This is a genomic window from Roseateles sp., assembly GCF_039929605.1.
Taxonomy (GTDB): domain Bacteria; phylum Pseudomonadota; class Gammaproteobacteria; order Burkholderiales; family Burkholderiaceae_C; genus Pelomonas.
The window spans coordinates 1-18,637 of record NZ_JBDSQX010000035.1; the positions used below are offsets into that span (position 1 = coordinate 1).

The following is an 18,637-nucleotide window of genomic DNA, read 5'->3' on the forward strand; positions in this document are numbered from 1 at the left end:
CGGTCTCCGACATGGACTGGGAGATCTACCCCCAGGGGCTGGCCGACCTGCTCGTGCTGCTGCACCGCGACTATCCCGGCCTGCCGCCCGTCTACGTGACCGAGAACGGCGGCGCCTTCAAGGACCAGACCCTCGTCAACGGCCGTGTGCAGGACGACGACCGCACCGCCTATCTGCGTGACCACATCGCCGCCGTGGCCAGCGCCATGCAGCAGGGCGTGCCCATGGCCGGCTACATGGTCTGGAGCCTGATGGACAACTTCGAATGGGCCAGCGGCTACCTGAAGCGCTTCGGCATCGTCCATGTTGACTACGACACCCAGGCTCGCACGCCCAAGGCCAGCGCCGATTGGTACCGTGGCTTCCTGCGCGACTGGCGCGGCTGACCTCACAACCAAAACACCCGGAGACAAACCCATGCAAGACATGACCCCAGCGCCCCGCCCTTGGCGCGGCTTCCTGCCCGCCTTCGCTGCCGCGCTGACCGCCTGCGGTGGCGGTTCGGCCACGTCGGCGCCCGCACCGGCACCCGCGGCGGTTGCCGCGTCGGCGCCGGCGCCTTCCAACAAATGGGCGCTCGTCTGGAGCGACGAGTTCGACGGCAGTGCCGGCACGGTGCCGAACGCGGCTCATTGGAACTACGACCTTGGCAACGCCGAGAACAGCGGCTGGGGCAACCATGAGCACCAGTACTACACCGCCAACGCGCGCAACGCGCAGCTGGACGGCGCCGGCATGCTCGTCATCACCGCCGAGAAAGCCGCCAACCCCGGCCCCTGCTGGAACGGCGCGCCGTGCGGCTACACCTCGGCCCGCATCCACACCAGCAACAAGGTCAACTTCACCTACGGCAAGGTCGAAGCGCGCATGAAGCTGCCCTCGGGCCAGGGCATCTGGCCGGCCTTCTGGAGCCTGGGCCAGACGGGCCAATGGCCGGCGTCGGGCGAGATCGACATCATGGAGTTCATCGGCAAGACGCCGAACGCCACCTACGGCACGGCCCACGGCACCGGCTACTCCGGCGCCCAGGGCATCGGCAAGCCGCGCGACTTCGGCGGGCCGGTGGCGGACGACTTCCACACCTACACCATCGTCAAACGCGTCAACGAGATCATCTGGTATGTCGACGGCACCGAGTACCACCGGCTCACGCCTGCCTCGCTGCCGGCCGGCTCGCCCTGGGTCTTCGAGAAGCCCTTCTTCGTCATCCTGAATCTGGCCATCGGCGGCGACTGGCCCGGCGCGCCGGACGCGACGACAGTGCTGCCGGCGCGGATGTTGGTCGACTGGGTGCGGATCTACAAGGAGAACTGAGCCAGGAGCCGGCCTGCTGTGCGGTTAGGCGCTGCGACGCATTGACAGCCGACGGTTTGGCCGTGAAATGGAAAAGGGGGCCGAGGCCCCCTTTTGCTTGTCTGGACGCTTTGGCTGCTCAGCTGCGCCGGCGGCGGGCGGCCGCGCAGGCAGCCAGCAAGCCCAGGCCGACCAGCGCCAGCGAAGCCGGCTCGGGCAACTGGCCCGTGCCTGTCGGATCGTCCGGCGTGGCGGCCACGGCGATGCGGAACACCAGCCACTCGCCAGCATCGCAACCGCCGATGGTGGGGTCGGTCACGCTGCAGTTGCCGGCGCCGTACCAGACCCAGCGGGCGGCCGCGTCGATGCCGCTCATCGTGCCCCAGGGGCCTGCGCCGTTGGAGCCGCCAGCTGTGAAGTTCTGCCAGCCCAGGGAGGGATTGCCGCCACCGTTGGCGTCCTGGATCTCGGCAGACAGCAGGGCCAGCGAGGTCGACGTGCCGTCATACGGGGCAGCGCTGCCCAGGCCCGTTGACATGACTTGCCACTGCGGGTCGTTGCTGTAGAACTTGTATTTGTTGGTGATGTTCTCGAACTGGCCGAGGAAGCCCTGTGCCGTCGATTTGTCCGATGCCGTCACCACGTACAGATAGGCGTTGCTGGCCAGGTTGAAGTTGTAGCTTTCAACCGATGGCCAGTTGGCGTCAGTACCGACGAAGGTCGTGGCGCTGGTCAGGTTGCCCGTAAAAAACGCGTAGGAGTTGTCGACCGTCATGCTGACGCTGACAACGTCGGCATGGGCGGCCCCCGCTGTCAGCAGGCCGGCAGCCACGGCGCAGGCGGAACCCCATTGCTTGATCTTGTTCATGTCGATGTCTCCTCCGGCGCTTCGACGTGAAGCCCCGGTGAACCTGCAACGCAAGCATTGTGCCCAGCGCCCCGAATGCAGCAATATCAATGACTTGCCCGCGCGGGCTGGCAGCCGCTGTTAAATCCGTCGACTTCGGGGGGTAGGCCACCGCCATACCTGGATCCGCTCCCCGCCGGATCGAACGACAGCGTCTTCGCAGAGGTCAATCGCGCCTGAAAGCGACCTCGACGTCGACCAAGCGGGAGTGCGGCAACGGTGCGAACTGCCACTGCAGGATCTGCAGCGCGACCTCGTCGTTGTTGGTTGTCTCGGGTTCAGCTTCGGCCTCAGTAGCAAGCGCTGCGGAGCGCCCGTCGCCGGCGGGCTTGCCGAAGCTGGCGACGGCGCCTGCCACGGTCTGAGCGGGCCCTGCAGCGGTCGCCTCGGCCGTCGGCGTTGCCACCCCTGTCGTTGTAGCTGACGCAGCCGCAGCCGCTTCGGCATGGAGTGGCGTACTGGCTGGCCGCTGCGGGTTGGGCGGCGCTGGCTTGCGTAGCATGTCGACTGGCTCCGCTGCCGGCTTGATCTTCACCGTCTGAAACTTGATGAAGCTGAAGACCTTGTCCGCGTCGCGCCTGGCGCGCTCGGCGTCGGTCATCGCCGGCGTCGGCGCCTGCGCCGCTCAACAGGGGAATCGTCAAGCTCAGCGCCACCAGCAAATGCGGCAGCGGGGCGAAATCCTGCATGAAGAGAGACAGTGGATGCGGGGCGCTGCGACACGCAAGACGCATTCCAGCTGTTCTCCTCTCACGCTGTCAGACGTCGATCCGCTCCCCCGCCGCATCGAACCACATCGTCTTTGCCGCATCGAAGCCGAAGGCGACCTTGGCGCCGTCCTCCACCATGGGTTGCCCCGGCAGCACGGCCGAGACGGTCGTGCCGGCGCAGTTCATCCACACCACATGCTGGTTGCCTAACGGTTCGACGAGCTGGATCTCAGCCGCGAAGGGCTGGCCGGCCTCCAGGCGCACGTTCTCAGGCCGCACAGCCAGCGTCAGCACCTCTCCTTGCTTGCGTGAGGCCAGCGCGGCGGGCAGGGCCAAGCTGATGCCGGGGGCGACGAACAGGCCGCCTGCGCCCACCTGGCCTTCCACGCGGTTGATGGCCGGCGACCCCACGAAGCCCGCCACCAGCAGGTTGCGCGGCTTCTCGTACACCTCGGCCGGCGTGCCGATCTGCTGGATGACGCCCTGGTGCATGACGACGATGCGCGTGGCCAGCGTCATCGCCTCGACCTGGTCGTGCGTCACGTAGATCATGGTGTTGCCCAGGCGCGCGTGCAGCAGCTTGAGCTCGCGGCGCAGGTCGGTGCGCAGCTTGGCATCGAGGTTGGAAAGCGGCTCGTCCAGCAGCAGCACCTTGGCCTCGCGCACCACGGCGCGGCCGATGGCGACGCGCTGGCGCTGGCCGCCGGAGAGCTGGCCGGGGCGGCGCTCCAGCAGCGCGGTCAGCTGCAGCATGTCGGCCGCGGCGGCCACGCGCTTTTCCAGCTCGGCCTTGGGCGTCTTGGCCATCTTCAGCGGGAAGGCGAGGTTCTCCTTCACCGTCATCGTCGGGTACAGCGCGTAGCTCTGGAACACCATGCCCACGCCGCGCTGGCTGGGCTCGGCGGCCGTCATGTCCTGCTCGCCGATCTGGATGCTGCCGCCGCTGACCGGGTTCAGCCCGGCGATGGTGTGCAGCAGCGTGGACTTGCCGCAGCCCGAGGGGCCGAGCAGCACGAGGAACTCGCCGCTGTTGACGTCGAGGTCGAGGCTCTTGATGACGTCGTGGCTGCCGAAGCGGATGCTGAGGTCCTGGATATGAACGCGGGTCAAGGCTGTCTCCTGTCGGGGCTGTCGTTGTTCTGCAAAATCCTGGCGAGCGTCTGCTGAGCCGTCTGGACGGGGATGTCCCGGTTCCAGTAATCGCTAACCGCGCGTTCGAGCGCCGTCAGTTGTTCGGGCGCGAGCAGCATCTCGGTGTTGCCCACCAGCCGGCCGGCGTCGCGCAAGGCGGCGGCGCCGATCTGCGCGCAGGCGTCCAGCGTGCGGGTGTCGATGTCGGTGCGCACAGGCACCGAGCCCTTGCGGGCGCTGAAGGCGAGCTGAGTGGCCGGCGCGATGGCCACGCGCGCGAGCAGGCGCTGGGCTGGCAACGCGGTGCCGTCCTTGTCTTTGTCGTTGCTCTTGGGGAACACCAGCACGTCGCCATCGACGATGTAGGGCGAGCGCGGGCTCAGGCCCGGCGTGCAGCCGTAGTCGCGGCCGGGCTGCTGGCCGGCCTGGGCAAACTCGCCCTTGGCCCAGTCGCCCATGAAGCTGAAACCGGCGCGGCCGCTGATGAGCAGGGCGGTCGTGTCGTTCCAGTTGCGGCCGGGCGAGGCGGCGTCGGCATAACGGCGCAACTTCTTGTACGTGACGAGTACCTCGCGCAGCGCCTCGCCCTGCAGCGCCGCCGCATCTCCGTCGCGGAACACGGCGAGGTAGAGCGCGCGCCCGCCCTGGTTGGCCAGCACGGCGGAGAAGAGGTTCAGGTCCTGCCAGGGCTGGCCACCGTGGGCCAGCGGGATCAGGCCGGCGGCCTGCAGCTTGTCGAGCGCGGCGAACAGTTCGTCCATGCTGCGCGGCTCCTGCTTCAAGCCGGCCTTGGCCAGCGCGGCCTTGGAGCTCCACAGCCAGGCCGGCATGTGGATGCTGATGGGCACGGCGTAGATGTGGCCGTCTACGCGCACCGCGTCCAGCAGCACGGCCGGCAGTGTTTCGGCCCAGCGGCCTTGCGCGGCGATGTCGTCCAGCGCGTTGAATCGGCCCTGGCGGGCCAACTGCCGAAACGGCTGCGAGGGATTGAACTGCGCCGCCATCGGCGGGTTGCCGGCCTCGATGCGCGCCAACACGATCGCGCGGGCCTGCTCGGAGGCGACCACGGCCAGGTCGCGCCACTGGCCACCGGCGGCGCGGTAGGCGTCGGCCAGCGCGTGCATGGCCGCCGTCTCGCCGGGGGATGTCCACCAATGCACAACGTCCGCCTGCGGTCCGGCCTGGGCGACAGCGGGCAGCAGAGCCGTAGCGAAGACGCAGGCGCGGAGCATCCCGCCATGATTACCGACTATTAAGAAACTTAATATCGTATTAACCATAAGCGACCGTCCCGCTACAGTCAGCGTCCCATGAACCTGCTGCTCGCCGAAGACGACCCCCTGCTGGCCGACGCCCTGCAGCAGCAATTGCTTAACGCCTCGTTCAAGGTCGAGTGGGCTGAGAACGGCGCCGTGGCCGAGTACCTGCTGCTGAAGGACCGCTTCGACATTGCCATCCTCGACCTGGGCCTGCCACTGGTGGACGGCCTCACGGTGCTCAAGCGTGTGCGCGCGGCCGGCCGCACGCTGCCCATCCTCGTGCTGACGGCGCTGGACGCGCTGGAGCACCGTGTGGCCGGGCTGCAGGCCGGCGCCGACGACTACCTGACCAAGCCCTTCGACTTCCCCGAGTTGGAGGCGCGCCTGCACGCGCTGCTGCGCCGTGGCCGGCCGAGCAGCGCGGCCCAGCAGCTGCGCGGCCTGACGCTGGACCGCGCCGCCCGCCGCGCCAGCATCGCCGGCGAGCCGGTGGACCTCAGCCCGCGCGAGTGGACGCTGCTGGACCTGCTGCTCACCGAGCGCGACCGCGTCGTCACCAAGGCGCAGATTGCCGAGGCCTGGGGCAGTGACGACAGCTCGGGCGGCGGCTCGCTGGAGGTCTACATCCACCGCCTGCGCAAGAAGCTCGAAGGCTCGGGCGTGGCGGTGCGCACCGTGCGCGGCCTGGGTTATCTGCTCGAAGCCACCGCGTCGTGACCGCGCCTGCCGGCCGCTCGCTGCACCGGCAACTGCTGCTGTGGCTGCTGCTGCCGCAGATCGTGCTGTGGGGCGTGGCGGCTTTCGGCGCCTACCGCCTGGCCAGCCGGCATGCCAACGAGCTGGTGGATGCCAGCCTGCTGCAGGCCGCCCGCGCGCTGGCCCGCCAGATCAAGCCCACTGCCAGCGGCTTGTTCGTCGACCTACCGAGCTCGGCGCAGGACATCCTCAGCGTCAACCCTGCCGACCCCGACGAGCGTGTCATCTACATGGTCAGCTCGCCGCCGGGCCAACTGCTGTTGGGCGATGCGCGCATGCCGCCGCCGCCCAAGGTTGGTGGGATCGGCGAGCCGGTGTTCTTCGACGCCACCGTGCCCGAGCCGATGCGCGTCGTGTCGCTGGACCTGCAGCTGGGCGCCGCCGGTGCGCCGGACTCGGCCCTGCGCGTGCAGATCGCCCGCAGCAGCGCGCCGCGCGAGCTGCTGGCGCGCCGCATGCTGCTGGACACGGCGCTGCCGCTGTCGCTGCTGATCGCGCTGATGAGCATGGGCGTGTGGGCCGGCATCCGCAAAGGCCTCAAGCCGCTGGCCGAGTTGCAGCAGCAGATGGAAGGCCGGCGCGCCGATGCGCTGGACCCCATCCAGCTGCAGGCCGCGCCGCCTGAGGTGCGCGCGCTGGCCGGCGCCGTCAATGAGCTGATGGGCCAGGTGCAGCAGAGCCTGGACACGCAGCGCCGCTTCATCAGCGACGCGGCCCACCAGCTGCGCACGCCGTTGGCCGGCCTCAAGAGCCAGACCGAACTCGCGCTGGGGGCAACCACCGACCCCGCCCTGCGCCAACGCCTGGAGCGCGTGCATGAGAGCGCCGTGCGCAGCGCCCGCCTCGTGTCGCAGCTGCTGACGCTGGCCCGTGCCGAGCCCGAGGCCGTGGCGGCGCAGGGCTGGGCGCCGGTGGACTGCGCCCGCCTCGTGCGCGAGGTGGCCGTCGACTGGGTGCCACGCGCGCTGGCCGCCGGCTGCGACCTGGGCGCCGAGGTCGTTCACGAGGGCCTGAGCGTGCAGGGCGTGGAGGTCTTGCTGCGCGAAGCCGTCGTCAACCTCATCGACAACGCCGTGCGCTACGCCGGCACCGGCGCGGCCATCACCGTGAAGCTGCGCCGCGCGGGCGACGACGTCTGGATCGACGTGGAGGACAACGGCCCCGGTCTGCCGCCTGAGCTGCGCGGCCGCGCCTTCGAGCGCTTCGTTCGCGGTGCGCCACATGGTGAAGGCTGCGGCCTGGGCCTGGCCATCGTCCGCGAGATCGCCGAGCGCCACGGCGGCAGCGCCGAGCTGCTGCCGGCCGCGCCGCAGGGCTGCATTGCGCGGCTGACGCTGCCCGCCGCATGAGCGGGGTCGCCGCAGCGGGTGTGCGCAGCCGATGGAGTCGGCGGCACGGAGGTGGACGTGTGACGGCTTCGGCGGGTTGCTGTCACCCAGATTTCGCAACCCAATGGCTGCTGTCGGCGGTAACGGTCGAATCGGAGTTCGCACTCGGCCCGTTGAGCGGCCGTAAAGCTGACATTAAACGTTCGCGTTTTGCGGGCGGCGCAGCCGTCCAAGACGTGGACGTGACACTGGGGCAGCAAGCGTGCTTAGGCATCGCGCGCCGACTGGCGGGTTGCAATACTCGGCCGCGCGCGGGTGAGCCTCTTTCTCGCCAGAACCTGCCGCGATGTGCCGCCCTGCGTTAGGGTGTGCGCCCAGACTGAACAGCCTACGAAGGAGATCCATGAGTACTGCCGGTGTGCCGCGTCGCAACTTTGTCCAAGGCGTCGGCGCCGTCGCGCTTGCCACGGCAGACCATGCGGCGGCAGCCAAGCTCGATCAGCCGCTCTACGAGCAGGCGTTCGCAGGCGTGGCGGTGCGCGTCAAGGACCTGCTCTCCCGCATGACGCTGCGGGAGAAGGTGGCCCAGACCATGTGCATCTGGATCGGCAAGAACCGCGTGCAGAACGAGCGCGGCGACTTCGACGCGGCACGGGCCGCGCAGGCCCTGCCGCACCGCTTGGGCATGCTGGGCCGCCCGAGCGACCGGGACTCGCTGGAGCTCATCGGCCAGCAAAACGACTTGGCAGCCGCCATCTTTGCGTTGAACAAGCCGACGGTCGTCTTCTTGCTCAACGGCAAGCCGCTGTCGATCAACCTGCTGCAGGCCAAGGCCAGCGCCATCATCGAAGGCTGGTATCTCGGGCAGGAGACTGGCCATGCAGCCGCCGACATTCTGTGCGGCCGCGCCAACCCGGGCGGCAAGCTGCCGATCAGCATCCCGCGCAACGTGGGCCAGTTGCCCGTCTACTACAACGCCAAGCCGACGGCCAACCGCGGCTACCTTGGCAGCGACAACACGCCGCTCTACCCCTTCGGTTTCGGCCTCAGCTACACCAAGTTCGCGCTGTCGGAGCGGCGCCTGTCGAAGACGACCATCGCGCCGGCGGACAACGTGACGGTCTCGGTGGACGTGACCAATACCGGCAAGCGCGCGGGCGACGAGGTGGTCCAGCTCTACATCCGCGATGACATTTCCTCCGTGACCCGGCCCGTCAAGGAACTCAAGGGCTTCGCCCGCGTGACGCTGGTGCCCGGCGAAAAGCGGACCGTGACCCTCACGATCACGCCAGCAGAACTCCAGTTCTACGGCATGGACATGAAGCGCGTCGTCGAGCCTGGCAGCTTCACCATCATGGCCCGCCCCAACAGCGTCGACCTGAAGGCCACCACCTTGACGGTCGCCGCAGCCTGAACGACATGAGCCCACCCCTCTCGCTTTCCATGCTCGCCGCCACATTGCTGGCAACGACGGCTTCCTTCGCTGGCACCTACCAGCAAACGCCCACGGGCGTGGTGGTGAGACCCGATACGGGCAGCGTGAAGGAGCTGCGCCTCCATGCCATCACGGAGTCGATCATCCAGGTCGTCGGCGTTGACGATCCGGCGCGTCCGCAGATGGCGTCGCTGATGGCCGTCGCGAAGCCGAGCGGGCGCTTCACCGTGACGGCCGGCGCCGACGCCGTGACGCTCGATGCAGGCAAGGCGTCGGCCCAGGTGTCTCTGAATGACGGCCGGGTCACCTTCCTTGACGCCCAGGGTGTCGCCGTGCTGACGACGGCTCGAGCCGACATCCAGCCGGTCATGGTCGAGGGCCAGCCCTACGTCGCCCCCTCCGCCCAGTTCAACCGGGGCACGACCGAGGCGTTCTACGGCCTGGGGCAGCACCAGAACGCGCAGATGGACTTGAACGGTGAAGATGTCGAGCTGCGCCAGCACAACATGGACATCGGCATCCCGTTCGTCCTGTCCGACAGGAACTACGGCGTGCTCTGGGACAACAACGCCGTCACGCGCTTCGGCAATCCGCAGCGCTTCGGGCTGGCCAGTCGTGACTTGACGCTCACCGCGCTGGACGGCTCCAGCGGCCTGACGGCGAAGTACTACGTCGACGAGCAATTGATCCTGACCCGCGTGGAGCCTGATATCCGTTATCAGTTCCTCAGCGATGTCAGCAAATACTGGCCCGCCGACGCCGCGCTGAGCAAGGCAGCCACCCGCGGCAGGAAGGTCAAAGTTGTCTGGGAGGGCACGGCCGCCTCCGACAAGCCGGGGCTGCACAAGATGCGCCTGTTCGCTTCGGACTACGTGACGCTGAAGGTCGACGGCAAGACCCTCTTCGACCACGGCATCTGGCGTGCGAACTGGAACGGCTGGTACAACAATTTCGAGCAGCCGTTCAGTAAAGGCAAGCCGGTCGGCCTGCATGTCGAATGGCGGCCGACGAGCGGCCTCATCTCGCTGCACCACTCCGACCCCGAGCCGGCCGCCGACAAGCACTCGTTGCGCTTCGCGTCTGAAGCCGGCACCGGCCTGAACTACTACTTCATCAGCGCCGACTCCCTTCAAGGCGTCATTCGCGGCTATCACCACGTCACCGGCATCCCGCCGATGATGCCGAAATGGGCCTACGGCTTCTGGCAGTCCCGGCAGCGCTACCGCACGCAGGCTGAGTTGCTCGGCGTGCTTAAGACCTACCGCGCCAACCGTTGGCCCATCGACAACATCGTGCAGGACTGGTTCTACTGGCCGGAAGACCAGTGGGGCAGCCATGCCTTCGATGCGGCACGCTTCCCCGATCCCAAGGGCATGGTCGATGAAGTGCATCGCCAGCACGCGCGGCTCATGATTTCGATCTGGGGCAAGTTCTATCCCACCACCGCCAACTACAAGGAGCTGGACGCCAAGGGGTATATGTGGCGCCGCAATGTCGAACTCGGCATGAAGGATTGGGTCGGGGCGGGCCATCTCAACAGCCACTTCTCGCCCTACAACAGGCAAGCGCGGGACATCTTCTACCGCCAGATGAAGAAGCCCCTGGTCGACCTCGGCTTCGACGCCTGGTGGATGGACAACACCGAACCCGACGTGCGCTCCAACGCCAGCCCCGAAGAACTCGCCGAACTGATCACGCCGACGCAGATGGGGCCGGGTGCGCTGGTGACCAACGCCTACGCCACCATGGCCACCCAGGCCGTTCACGATGGCTTGAAACACGATCGGCCGGACCTCCGCCATTTCATTCTGACCCGGTCCGGCTTCGGGGGCGTGCAACGAAACGCGGCGGCCCTGTGGTCGGGAGATGTCGCCGGCACCTGGGACAGCCTGTACAAGCAGATCGCGGCAGGCGTTCAGACGGGGTTCTCAGGCGTGCCCAACTGGACGCACGACATCGGCGGCTATTCCCAGGAAGCCCGGTTCCAGGACAAGTCGGTCATGGGGCTCCAGGAGAACCGCGCGGCAGGCGGCGTGCGTACCGCCGAAGACTTGAAGGAGTGGCAGGAGCTGAATCAGCGCTGGTGGCAGTTCGGCACCTTCTCACCCTTGATGCGCAGCCACGGCGAAGGCGTGAAGCGCGAGATCCACGAAATCTCGCCCGAGGGGTCCGCCATGCGGGCCAACATGGTGTGGTTCCTGGAACTGCGCTACCGGCTGATGCCGTACATCTACACGGCCGCCGCAGACAGCCACTACGAGGGCGCACCGATCATGCGCGGCCTGGCGCTGGACTTCCCGGCAGACGCCGCGGCCAAGAAGATCGCCGACCAGTACCTGTTCGGCAAATCGATGCTGGTGGCGCCGGTGACGCGGTATGGCGCGACGTCCCGCGCGGTCTACTTCCCTGGCACGTCCACCTGGTACGACATCTGGACGGGCGAGGCGGTCAAGGGGGGGCAGACGCGAACCATGGCCGCACCGCTGGACCAGATACCCCTTTACGTCAAAGCGGGCGCCATCGTGCCCATGGGGCCTGTCATGCAATACGTGGACGAGAAGCCCGACGCGCCACTCACCATCCATGTCTATACCGGCGCCGATGGCAGCTACAGCCTCTACGAAGACGACGGCGTTTCGAATTCGTACCGGGCCGGTCAGTACACGCGCATCCCTTTTGCCTATGACGACAAACGGGCCGAAGTCACCATCGGGCCGCGCTTCGGGGCCTATGCGGGCATGGTGACGAAGAGAACCTTCAACATCCGCTTCATCAAACCCGGCGACAGCACCGTCGACTTCGATGCGCCCGCTGTTCCCGTGACCTATTCCGGAGACCGTATCGTCGTCAAGGGGCTGTAAGGGCACCGTCGGCGAGTGGGACCTCGGCGATGGCGGCCTCGTTCACTTTCAAAGGGGAGCGGTTGCCCGGCCGACGGGTGACTGCATCCGCTGCCTATGCGCAGGTCGTAACTATGCGCAGTTCATTTGGGGATGCCGGCGTCCCTTGAGGTTCGGCGCGGCGTTCAGGCGGGCAGGGCGCCATTGCCCCGCCACCGGTCAGCACCAGGCCGGTGGACGAGGAGTTGCATCGCTACGACGAGTACATGGCCCATGCGCGTGGCCTGGCACTCAAGACACGCAGCACCGTGCTGCGCATCGTCGGACGGCTGCTGACGGAGCGCTTCGGCGACCGTGCGATCGACATCGCCACCCTCCGGCCTGCACATGTTCGGCGCTTCTTCGCTCAGCAGGCCAAGCTCTACAGCAAGCCGATCGGCGCGGGGTCCGTCGTCTCGGCCTTGCGTGGCTACTTCCGCTATCGCGTCTGGCTTGGCGACGCGGTACACGGTGGACTCGTCAACGCCATCGCTTACCCAGCTAATTGGGCGCTGTCCTCGTTGCCCAAGACGCTGACCGCCGAGGAAGTCGAGCAGTTGATCGGGGCACTGGGCCAGCCTGGCCCGGCGATGCGCCGCGCCGACGCCATCGTGCGCTGCGCCCTCGATCTCGGGCTTCGCAGCGGCGAGGTCGCCCGGCTGAGCCTGGACGACATCGATTGGCGCACCGGCACCATCACCTTGCGCCATACCAAGGGCCGCCGAGTGGATGTCATGCCGCTGCCGACCACCACCGGAGCGGCCATTGCCGCGTATCTGAGGCACGAGCGCCCCAAGACCGCCAGCCGCGCCGTGTTCGTGCGCAATCTGGCGCCCCGCGACGCGCCTGTTGGCCCCGATCTCGTGCGCAAGACCATCCGCCAGGCCTACGGCCGGGCTGGGCTGCCGTACACGCGGCCACACCTGCTGCGCCACACCATGGCCAACCGGCTGCTGGCCGGTGGGTCATCGCTGAAGGAGGTGGCGGACGTGCTGCGACACCGTTCGCTGGACACGACCATGATCTACGCCAAGCTCGACAGCCGCACGCTCATCAAGGTGGCACTGCCCTGGCCAGGGAGCGCAACATGAACGTGCACGACCGCCTCCAATCGCGCAGCGAGCTATACCTTGCTGAACGTCGCCGTCTGGGGTTCTCCTGCCGCAATGAAGTCTGCATCCTGCGCAGCTTCGTGAGCCACGTCCGGACGGCGGGTCATCGAGGCCCGCTGACGGTCGAGGTGATGGCCGAGTGGGCGCGCAGCCATGGCGGCACGGACCCCCACACCTGGGCGCGACGGCTCAAGCGGCTGCGCAACTTCACGCGCTGGCTGCGGCAGTTCGAGCCGCGCACCGAGGTGCCCGATGACACGATCTTCGGATCACTGCCCGAGCGGCAGGCGCCGCACATCTACAGCGAACAAGAGGTGACTGATCTGCTGGCAGCGGCGCGTCGGCTCGGGCCCGCACCTGGACTTCGCGGCGCGGTCTTCGAGACGCTGTTCGGCCTGATCGCCGCCACGGGCCTGCGGATCGGCGAAGCACTGGCCCTGCGCAACCTGGACGTCGATCTCAAGGTCGGGATGTTGAGCATCCACCAGACGAAGTTCGGCAAGTCACGCCAGGTGCCGATGCATCCAAGCACCGTGGAAGCCTTGCGCCGGTATCGCTGGATGCGCGACCTAGCACGTGGTCCTGCGGTGGATGAAGCTCCCTTCTTCATCGGCACGCGCGGCCGCCGAGAGGGTCAGCCGCTGGGCGACCGGCAGGCCCATCGCGTCTTCGTCCAACTACGCCGCCAACTAGGCTGGACCAACCGGGGTGCCCATCATGCACCGCGCATCCACGACCTGAGGCACACCTTCGTGGTCAGACCTTGCCATGAAGGAGAAAGCGCTGGGCCGACTCGAGGAACCGAACACGAAGCTGCGCAGGTATCGCGCCCCGGACTCGCTCATGCGGTTCCTGCAGGACCTGTAGACCAAAAACTATGCGCAGACTTCGACTGCCGCAATCCTCTGCCGACATAGGCGCTGACGCTGATGCTGGCCGATCAGATGGACATAGTTGCGATCTGCGCATAGGCAGCGGTTGCCGTCATCGACGATCAGCCGCCGAGTTCACGCTGCCTGACATGAAGCAGTCACCGGCGCGCCTAGCCCCCTGACGGCTTCAATGACCGATGTCGAGAGTGCTGCGGTCGTTCAGCCTTGTGCTGCCCACGGCTGTCGCCGTCAACTCGCGCCGGAATGTCTGCTGCCCCAAGCGCTGGAATGGCACTCAGAGCCGACCACCTTCTGCGCGGAGCGTTGGGTGGCGCCGCGCTGTAGTTGTCATTGGGCACTGTCGCCACCAGCTGCGTGCCTAGCCTACTGCTGATGCCTGTGGCGTTGTGGATGTTCAAGGGCTGCCCGATTTGTTGGATCGGCCTTGCACATCGCCCGGGCGCTTTGCGATATGGTGCGGCCTCCTCTAAGGCCCCTAACCGCACGCGAACCCATGGCGACAGACGACAGTTCCACCGTCAACGTCACGGCCTTGCTGGCCGAGGCCCGCTCCGGCAGTGAACAGGCCCTGCCCAAGCTGTTCGAGACGCTCTACAACGACCTGCAGCGCATCGCGCGCCGGCGCTTGAAGGCCGGCGCTCCGATCACGATGCTGGACACGGGCGCACTGGTGCATGAATCGTTCGAGCGCTTCTCGCGATTGCAGCAACTGGCGGTCAGCGACCGCGGTCACTTCCTGTCGTACGCCGCACGCGTGATGCGCTCGATCGTCATCGACGCGGCACGCGAGCGCGCGGCGCAGCGGCGGGGCGGTGCTGCCGAGCATGTGACGTTGACGGAATCGCTCGGCGATTCGCTCGCCCAGCCTGAGACCGAACCCGACGTGCTGCGGGTGCATGAGGCACTCGAAACCCTGGCCAGCATCGATGCCCGCCTGGCTGAGGTGGTCGAGATGCGCTACTTCGGAGGCCTGTCCAACGCCGAGATCGCCGAGGCGCTGGGGGTCGGGCTGCGCACCGTCGAGCGTGACTGGGAACGTGCGCGCTCCTTCATGTTCGCGACGATGGGCGGCGGCGCTCCTTTGCATGACTGACGCGGCCGGAGACGCCTCTGCCGGCGAGCTGCAACGCGAAGAATGGGCCGAGGTGCTGCGCCTGCTGGGCCAGGCGCTCGACCTGCCTGCCGACCAGCATGCCGCGTGGCTCGCAGCGCTGCCGCCCGAAGCCAGCCGGCTGAAGCCGACGCTGCTGCGCATGCTGAAAGAACGGCCGGCGCTGCAATCGGAAGCCTTCCTTGAAGGCCATGCCCAGCCGCCGGAGCTGCAGGTCGACGACTTCAGCGCGGGCGAGTTCATCGGCCCCTATGTGCTGCTGCGTCTGCTGGGCCACGGGGGCATGGCCGACGTCTGGCTTGCCAAGCGCGCCGACGCTGCGCATCAACGCCAGGTCGCCTTGAAACTGCCGCTGGCCACGCCGGGCCGCCAGCGGCGCATGGCGGCCGGCTTCCTGCGCGAGTGCCGGGTCTTGTCAGGCCTGGTGCATCCGAATATCGCCGGTGTGCTCGATGTCGGGCAGGACGGCGACCAGCCCTGGCTGGCGATGGAGTTCATCGACGGCCGCGCCATCCACGACCACTGCCGTGATGAAGCGCTCGACGTGCCCGCCCGGCTGCAGCTGTTCCTGCAGGTGCTGCGGGCGGTGCAGCATGCGCACGGCCAGGGTGTGATCCACCGCGACATCAAGCCGGCCAATGTGATGGTGGACCGCAGCGGGCAGGTCAAGCTGCTGGACTTTGGCGTCGCCAAGCTGCTGATCCCGCCCTTGACGGACACGGACGACGGCAGCGGGGCTGACGCGCCCACCTTGATGAACACCCTGTGGAACGGGCGCGCGATGACGCTCGAATACGCGTCGCCCGAGCAACTCGCTGGCGGTGAGGTCGGCACCGCCAGCGACGTGTATTCGCTGGGCGCGCTGCTCTTCGAGCTGCTGCTGGGCCGCCGGCTCTACCGCCGCGATGCCACGTCGCCGGGGGCGCTCGAGCAGGCCATCCTGCATGACGAGGCGCCGCGCCCCAGCGACCTCGCCCGCAGCGACCCGCTGGTGCAGTTGAACGGCAGCACACCCCGGCGCCTCGCGCGGCGCCTGGCCGGCGACCTGGACCTGATCGTCACCAAGGCGCTGCGCAAGCCGCCGGCCCAGCGCTATGCGACGGTGGCGGCCTTTGCCGAAGACGTCGAACGTCATCTCACGCAGAGGCCGATCCTGGCGCGGCCCGAAAGTGCGGCGCACCAGTTCAGCCGCTTCGTGGCCCGGCACCGCGTGGGCGTGGCTGCCGGCAGCGTGGTGACGCTGGCGCTCGCCGTCGGCATCGGCATGAGCCTGTGGCAGGCCCGCCAGGCACGCCTCGAAGGCGAGCGCGCGGTGGCGGCCATGAGCTTTCTGACGGGACTGTTCGAGAACAGTGCGCGCCAGGGCTCAGGCGCGAGGCCGACCTATGAAGTGACGGGGAAGGAGTTGCTCGAAGCAGGCGTCAAGCGCCTGGCCACCGAGTACCGAGAGCACACGCCGCTGCGGCTGGAGTTGCTGCAGATGCTAGGCAAGGTCAGCGAGGAGATGGACCTGCTGGATCTGGCAGGCCCGCTTCAGGAGGAAGCCCTGGTGCTGGCCGCCGAACTCTACGGGGAAGGCGATGTGCGCCATGCCCAAGCGATGCTGATGAAGGCCGAGGTGCAGGTGCGCAGCGGGCAGTTCGAGGCGGCCACCGCGCAGGGGCGGCAGGCCTTGGCAGCGTTCGGCCGGCTGCGGCGGGCGCCGGTCGAATCGGTCGCGCAAACGCACATCCTGCTGGGCAACACGCTTGACCAGATGAAGCTCGCCAACGAGTCGGAAGCGCATCTGCGGCAGGCGCTCGACCTGTTGCAGCGCAGCGGCTCGACCAGCGACAACCGTTCGCGGGCCGCGTTCTACCTGGCGCGCGCGTTCGAGATGCGCAACGACTTCAAGGGCGCCGAGGCCCAGTACCTCGAGGGGCTTGCGGCGGCGCGCAAAAACTTCGGCGAGCGCAGCTACATCGTCGCCTTCGGCGAAGAGAACTACGGCGACGTGTTGCGCCAGATGGCGCGCTTTGATGAAGCACGCCAGCATCTCGCGACCGCGCTGGACATTTACAGCGCCGTGCTCGGCAACCAGCATCTGAGCGTCGCGGGTACCCGCTTCTACCTGGGCCAGGTGCTGGCGGCGCTCGGCCAGCGCAGCGAAGCCGACGCCATGTATGCCCAGGCGATCTCACTGTCAGACGCGGTGGCCGGGCCCTTTCATCGCAACTACGGCGGCAGGTTCACCATCGACCGTGCGCATTTGCTGCTCGACATGGGTCGCCTGGCCGAGGCCAAGGTCCTGTACGAAGCCTGGTTGACCCATTGGCTGCCCGGCAGCGCCGAGCGCATGCGCCTGATCCGCTTCGTCGGCCTCGGCTACAGCCGGCTCCTGATCGAGAACCACGCGCTGGCGCAGGCCGAAAGGGTGCTGAAGGAAATCGAAACCGGTCTGCAAGGGCTGCCCGCCGACCACCCGAACCTGTGGAACCAGCGCAGCGAATGGCAGGCGCGCCGTGCCGAAGCGCTGGTCGCCGCAGGCCAGGCCCAGAGTGCCCGGGCACTGTTGGCGCCGTTGCTGCAAGCGCCACTGAAGGCCCCGAAGGGCGACTTCACCGGCGCGCTGGCGCTGCTGACGGCCTTGTCGCATTCGCAGCCCAGCCCCGCTGATGCGCAAGCGGCGCTGCAGGCCTTCGCCGCGCTGGGTGACCCTTCCGCCTACGCCGCAACCCAGGCCGAACGGCAGGCCACGTTGGACCACACGCTGGGCCGCCTGACGATGCTGGCTGGCGATGCCCGAGCCGCCCGGCCGCGCCTGGCCAGCGCACTGGCGCTACGCGAACGCATCGACGCGCCGGGCAGCCCCTGGACGCGGCAAGCGCAGCGCTCGCTGGCCGAATGCGAGGCCGCGCTGAAGGCCTCGAAGGCCAGCGCTACCGTGGCCTCGGCAGGCGGCGGCTGAAGCAATTTTCGGTAAGGCGACGCTGAATAAGAGCCTATCCGTAAATAATGTTTATTGTCAGCGGCACCTTGCGGAACGCGATGATCGCTGCGGCGATGTGGTTGAGCGCGAGGAAGCTGCGATCGAGTTTCTCGTATCGCACGAGCAGCTTGCGGAATCGATTGAACCAGCTGTGGCATACCTCGACTACCCAGCGGCGCGCCTTCTTCGTCGGGTCGCGCCGCTTGGTATCCGCTTCTTTGCCGCGACTGACGACATGGGGGATGTATCCGTGCGACTCGATGATCTCCAAGGCGCGACGACCTCGATAGCCGGCGTCGGCGCACAGATGCTTGCTGCGACGAACACTCGGCGTCTTGCGTTTGACCATGATGGCTTGCAGCACGGCGTCCAGTTGCGTGACGTCATGTTGGTTCGCCCCGGTCACGACGAGCGACAACGGGACGCCACGCCCGTCCACCAGCAAATGACGCTTGCTCCCATTTTTTTCCCCGGTCCGTCGGGTTGCGGCCGACGGACTCTTGCGCCAGCGGCGCCTTGAACATGGCCCCGTCGATGCTTTGCCATCGCCAGGAGATTCCTTCCATCTGGTCGTACTCGGCGAGCCCCGCCTTCCACATGGCTTCGAACACACCAGCACTCTCCCACTCGAGAAATCGCTTGTGGACGGCGCTGGCGCTGCCAAAGCGCTCCTTTGGAAGGGCCTTCCACTGGCAACCGGTGCGCAGCACGTACACGACTGCCTCGAACACTTGTCGCGCCGGCTTGGCTGGCCGTCCTGCCCCTGGCTTGCGCAGGTACTCTTTGCCGCCAACGCGCTCACGTACAGGGATCAGTGGTTCGACGCGTTGCCAGAAATCATCGGTCACCACCCAC

The 18,637-nt window shown here is 67.5% G+C and carries 15 protein-coding genes; 10 read left to right on the top strand and 5 right to left on the bottom strand.

What is annotated here, in order from left to right:
- Both ABIS05_RS05430 and ABIS05_RS05435 read left to right on the top strand, forming a co-directional pair.
- On the top strand, window positions 1-386 hold a 386-nt coding region (locus ABIS05_RS05430; RefSeq protein WP_348009802.1), incomplete at its 5' end, for a family 1 glycosylhydrolase.
- Between the two features lie 31 nt (window positions 387-417).
- Window positions 418-1,314 carry a glycoside hydrolase family 16 protein gene (locus tag ABIS05_RS05435; RefSeq protein ID WP_348009803.1) on the top strand — a complete coding sequence of 299 codons (897 nt, stop codon included), beginning with the start codon at window positions 418-420 and terminating at the stop codon, window positions 1,312-1,314.
- Between the two features lie 118 nt (window positions 1,315-1,432).
- Here ABIS05_RS05435 and ABIS05_RS05440 read toward each other — a convergent pair whose 3' ends face one another.
- The 4 genes from ABIS05_RS05440 to ABIS05_RS05455 all read right to left on the bottom strand — a co-directional run bounded on the left by ABIS05_RS05440 (window position 1,433) and on the right by ABIS05_RS05455 (window position 5,273).
- Window positions 1,433-2,161, bottom strand: a complete 729-nt coding sequence (locus ABIS05_RS05440; protein ID WP_348009804.1) for a PEP-CTERM sorting domain-containing protein — start codon at window positions 2,159-2,161, stop codon at window positions 1,433-1,435.
- Between the two features lie 205 nt (window positions 2,162-2,366).
- The gene (locus ABIS05_RS05445) at window positions 2,367-2,801 is read right to left on the bottom strand and encodes a hypothetical protein (RefSeq protein WP_348009805.1); all 435 of its coding nucleotides are present in this window, start codon (window positions 2,799-2,801) and stop codon (window positions 2,367-2,369) included.
- Between the two features lie 157 nt (window positions 2,802-2,958).
- Window positions 2,959-4,020 (bottom strand): ABC transporter ATP-binding protein, encoded by a 1,062-nt coding sequence (locus ABIS05_RS05450; RefSeq protein WP_348009806.1) that lies wholly within the window; start codon window positions 4,018-4,020, stop codon window positions 2,959-2,961.
- Complete coding sequence (locus ABIS05_RS05455) at window positions 4,017-5,273, bottom strand: ABC transporter substrate-binding protein (RefSeq protein WP_348009807.1); 1,257 nt, start codon at window positions 5,271-5,273, stop codon at window positions 4,017-4,019. Before ABIS05_RS05455 ends, ABIS05_RS05450 begins: the two co-directional genes overlap by 4 nt.
- Before the next feature lie 78 nt (window positions 5,274-5,351).
- Here ABIS05_RS05455 and ABIS05_RS05460 point away from each other — a divergent pair, with 78 nt between their 5' ends.
- From ABIS05_RS05460 to ABIS05_RS05495, 8 genes are all read left to right on the top strand, one after another.
- Entirely contained in the window at window positions 5,352-6,017 is a 666-nt protein-coding gene (locus ABIS05_RS05460; protein WP_348009808.1) for a response regulator transcription factor, read from the top strand.
- A complete protein-coding gene (locus ABIS05_RS05465; RefSeq protein WP_348009809.1) occupies window positions 6,014-7,405 on the top strand; it encodes a sensor histidine kinase in 1,392 nt (463 codons plus the stop codon). Before ABIS05_RS05460 ends, ABIS05_RS05465 begins: the two co-directional genes overlap by 4 nt.
- A gap of 382 nt (window positions 7,406-7,787) precedes the next feature.
- Window positions 7,788-8,798 (top strand): glycoside hydrolase family 3 C-terminal domain-containing protein, encoded by a 1,011-nt coding sequence (locus tag ABIS05_RS05470; RefSeq protein WP_348009810.1) that lies wholly within the window; start codon window positions 7,788-7,790, stop codon window positions 8,796-8,798.
- A 5-nt stretch (window positions 8,799-8,803) separates the two neighbouring features.
- Window positions 8,804-11,680, top strand: coding sequence for a TIM-barrel domain-containing protein (locus tag ABIS05_RS05475; protein WP_348009811.1), 2,877 nt, complete (start codon window positions 8,804-8,806; stop codon window positions 11,678-11,680).
- Window positions 11,681-11,904: 224 nt separating this feature from the next.
- A complete protein-coding gene (locus tag ABIS05_RS05480) occupies window positions 11,905-12,789 on the top strand; it encodes a site-specific integrase (protein ID WP_348063219.1) in 885 nt (294 codons plus the stop codon).
- Entirely contained in the window at window positions 12,786-13,727 is a 942-nt protein-coding gene (locus tag ABIS05_RS05485) for a tyrosine-type recombinase/integrase (protein ID WP_348009813.1), read from the top strand. Before ABIS05_RS05480 ends, ABIS05_RS05485 begins: the two co-directional genes overlap by 4 nt.
- A gap of 469 nt (window positions 13,728-14,196) precedes the next feature.
- Entirely contained in the window at window positions 14,197-14,796 is a 600-nt protein-coding gene (locus ABIS05_RS05490; protein WP_348009814.1) for an ECF-type sigma factor, read from the top strand.
- Window positions 14,789-17,761 carry a serine/threonine-protein kinase gene (locus ABIS05_RS05495; protein WP_348009815.1) on the top strand — a complete coding sequence of 991 codons (2,973 nt, stop codon included), beginning with the start codon at window positions 14,789-14,791 and terminating at the stop codon, window positions 17,759-17,761. The genes ABIS05_RS05490 and ABIS05_RS05495 overlap by 8 nt, the downstream gene beginning before the upstream one ends.
- A gap of 34 nt (window positions 17,762-17,795) precedes the next feature.
- Here ABIS05_RS05495 and ABIS05_RS05500 read toward each other — a convergent pair.
- Window positions 17,796-18,637, bottom strand: a protein-coding gene (locus ABIS05_RS05500) for an IS5 family transposase (RefSeq protein ID WP_348009816.1) whose coding sequence is annotated in 2 segments (ribosomal slippage) — window positions 17,796-18,249 and window positions 18,248-18,637 — 844 coding nt annotated over the 2 segments. Because the reading frame shifts where the segments join, the coding sequence is not laid out codon by codon here. This gene is flagged as partial in the annotation.

Excerpts from the sequence above, each read along its gene's own strand:
- ABIS05_RS05435 (WP_348009803.1), top strand. The coding sequence starts at position 418 with ATGCAAGACATGACCCCAGCGCCCCGCCCTTGGCGCGGCTTCCTGCCC.
- ABIS05_RS05440 (WP_348009804.1), bottom strand. The coding sequence starts at position 2,161 with ATGAACAAGATCAAGCAATGGGGTTCCGCCTGCGCCGTGGCTGCCGGC.
- ABIS05_RS05445 (WP_348009805.1), bottom strand. The coding sequence starts at position 2,801 with ATGACCGACGCCGAGCGCGCCAGGCGCGACGCGGACAAGGTCTTCAGC.
- ABIS05_RS05455 (WP_348009807.1), bottom strand. The coding sequence starts at position 5,273 with ATGCTCCGCGCCTGCGTCTTCGCTACGGCTCTGCTGCCCGCTGTCGCC.
- ABIS05_RS05460 (WP_348009808.1), top strand. The coding sequence starts at position 5,352 with ATGAACCTGCTGCTCGCCGAAGACGACCCCCTGCTGGCCGACGCCCTG.
- ABIS05_RS05470 (WP_348009810.1), top strand. The coding sequence starts at position 7,788 with ATGAGTACTGCCGGTGTGCCGCGTCGCAACTTTGTCCAAGGCGTCGGC.
- ABIS05_RS05475 (WP_348009811.1), top strand. The coding sequence starts at position 8,804 with ATGAGCCCACCCCTCTCGCTTTCCATGCTCGCCGCCACATTGCTGGCA.
- ABIS05_RS05485 (WP_348009813.1), top strand. The coding sequence starts at position 12,786 with ATGAACGTGCACGACCGCCTCCAATCGCGCAGCGAGCTATACCTTGCT.
- ABIS05_RS05490 (WP_348009814.1), top strand. The coding sequence starts at position 14,197 with ATGGCGACAGACGACAGTTCCACCGTCAACGTCACGGCCTTGCTGGCC.
- ABIS05_RS05495 (WP_348009815.1), top strand. The coding sequence starts at position 14,789 with ATGACTGACGCGGCCGGAGACGCCTCTGCCGGCGAGCTGCAACGCGAA.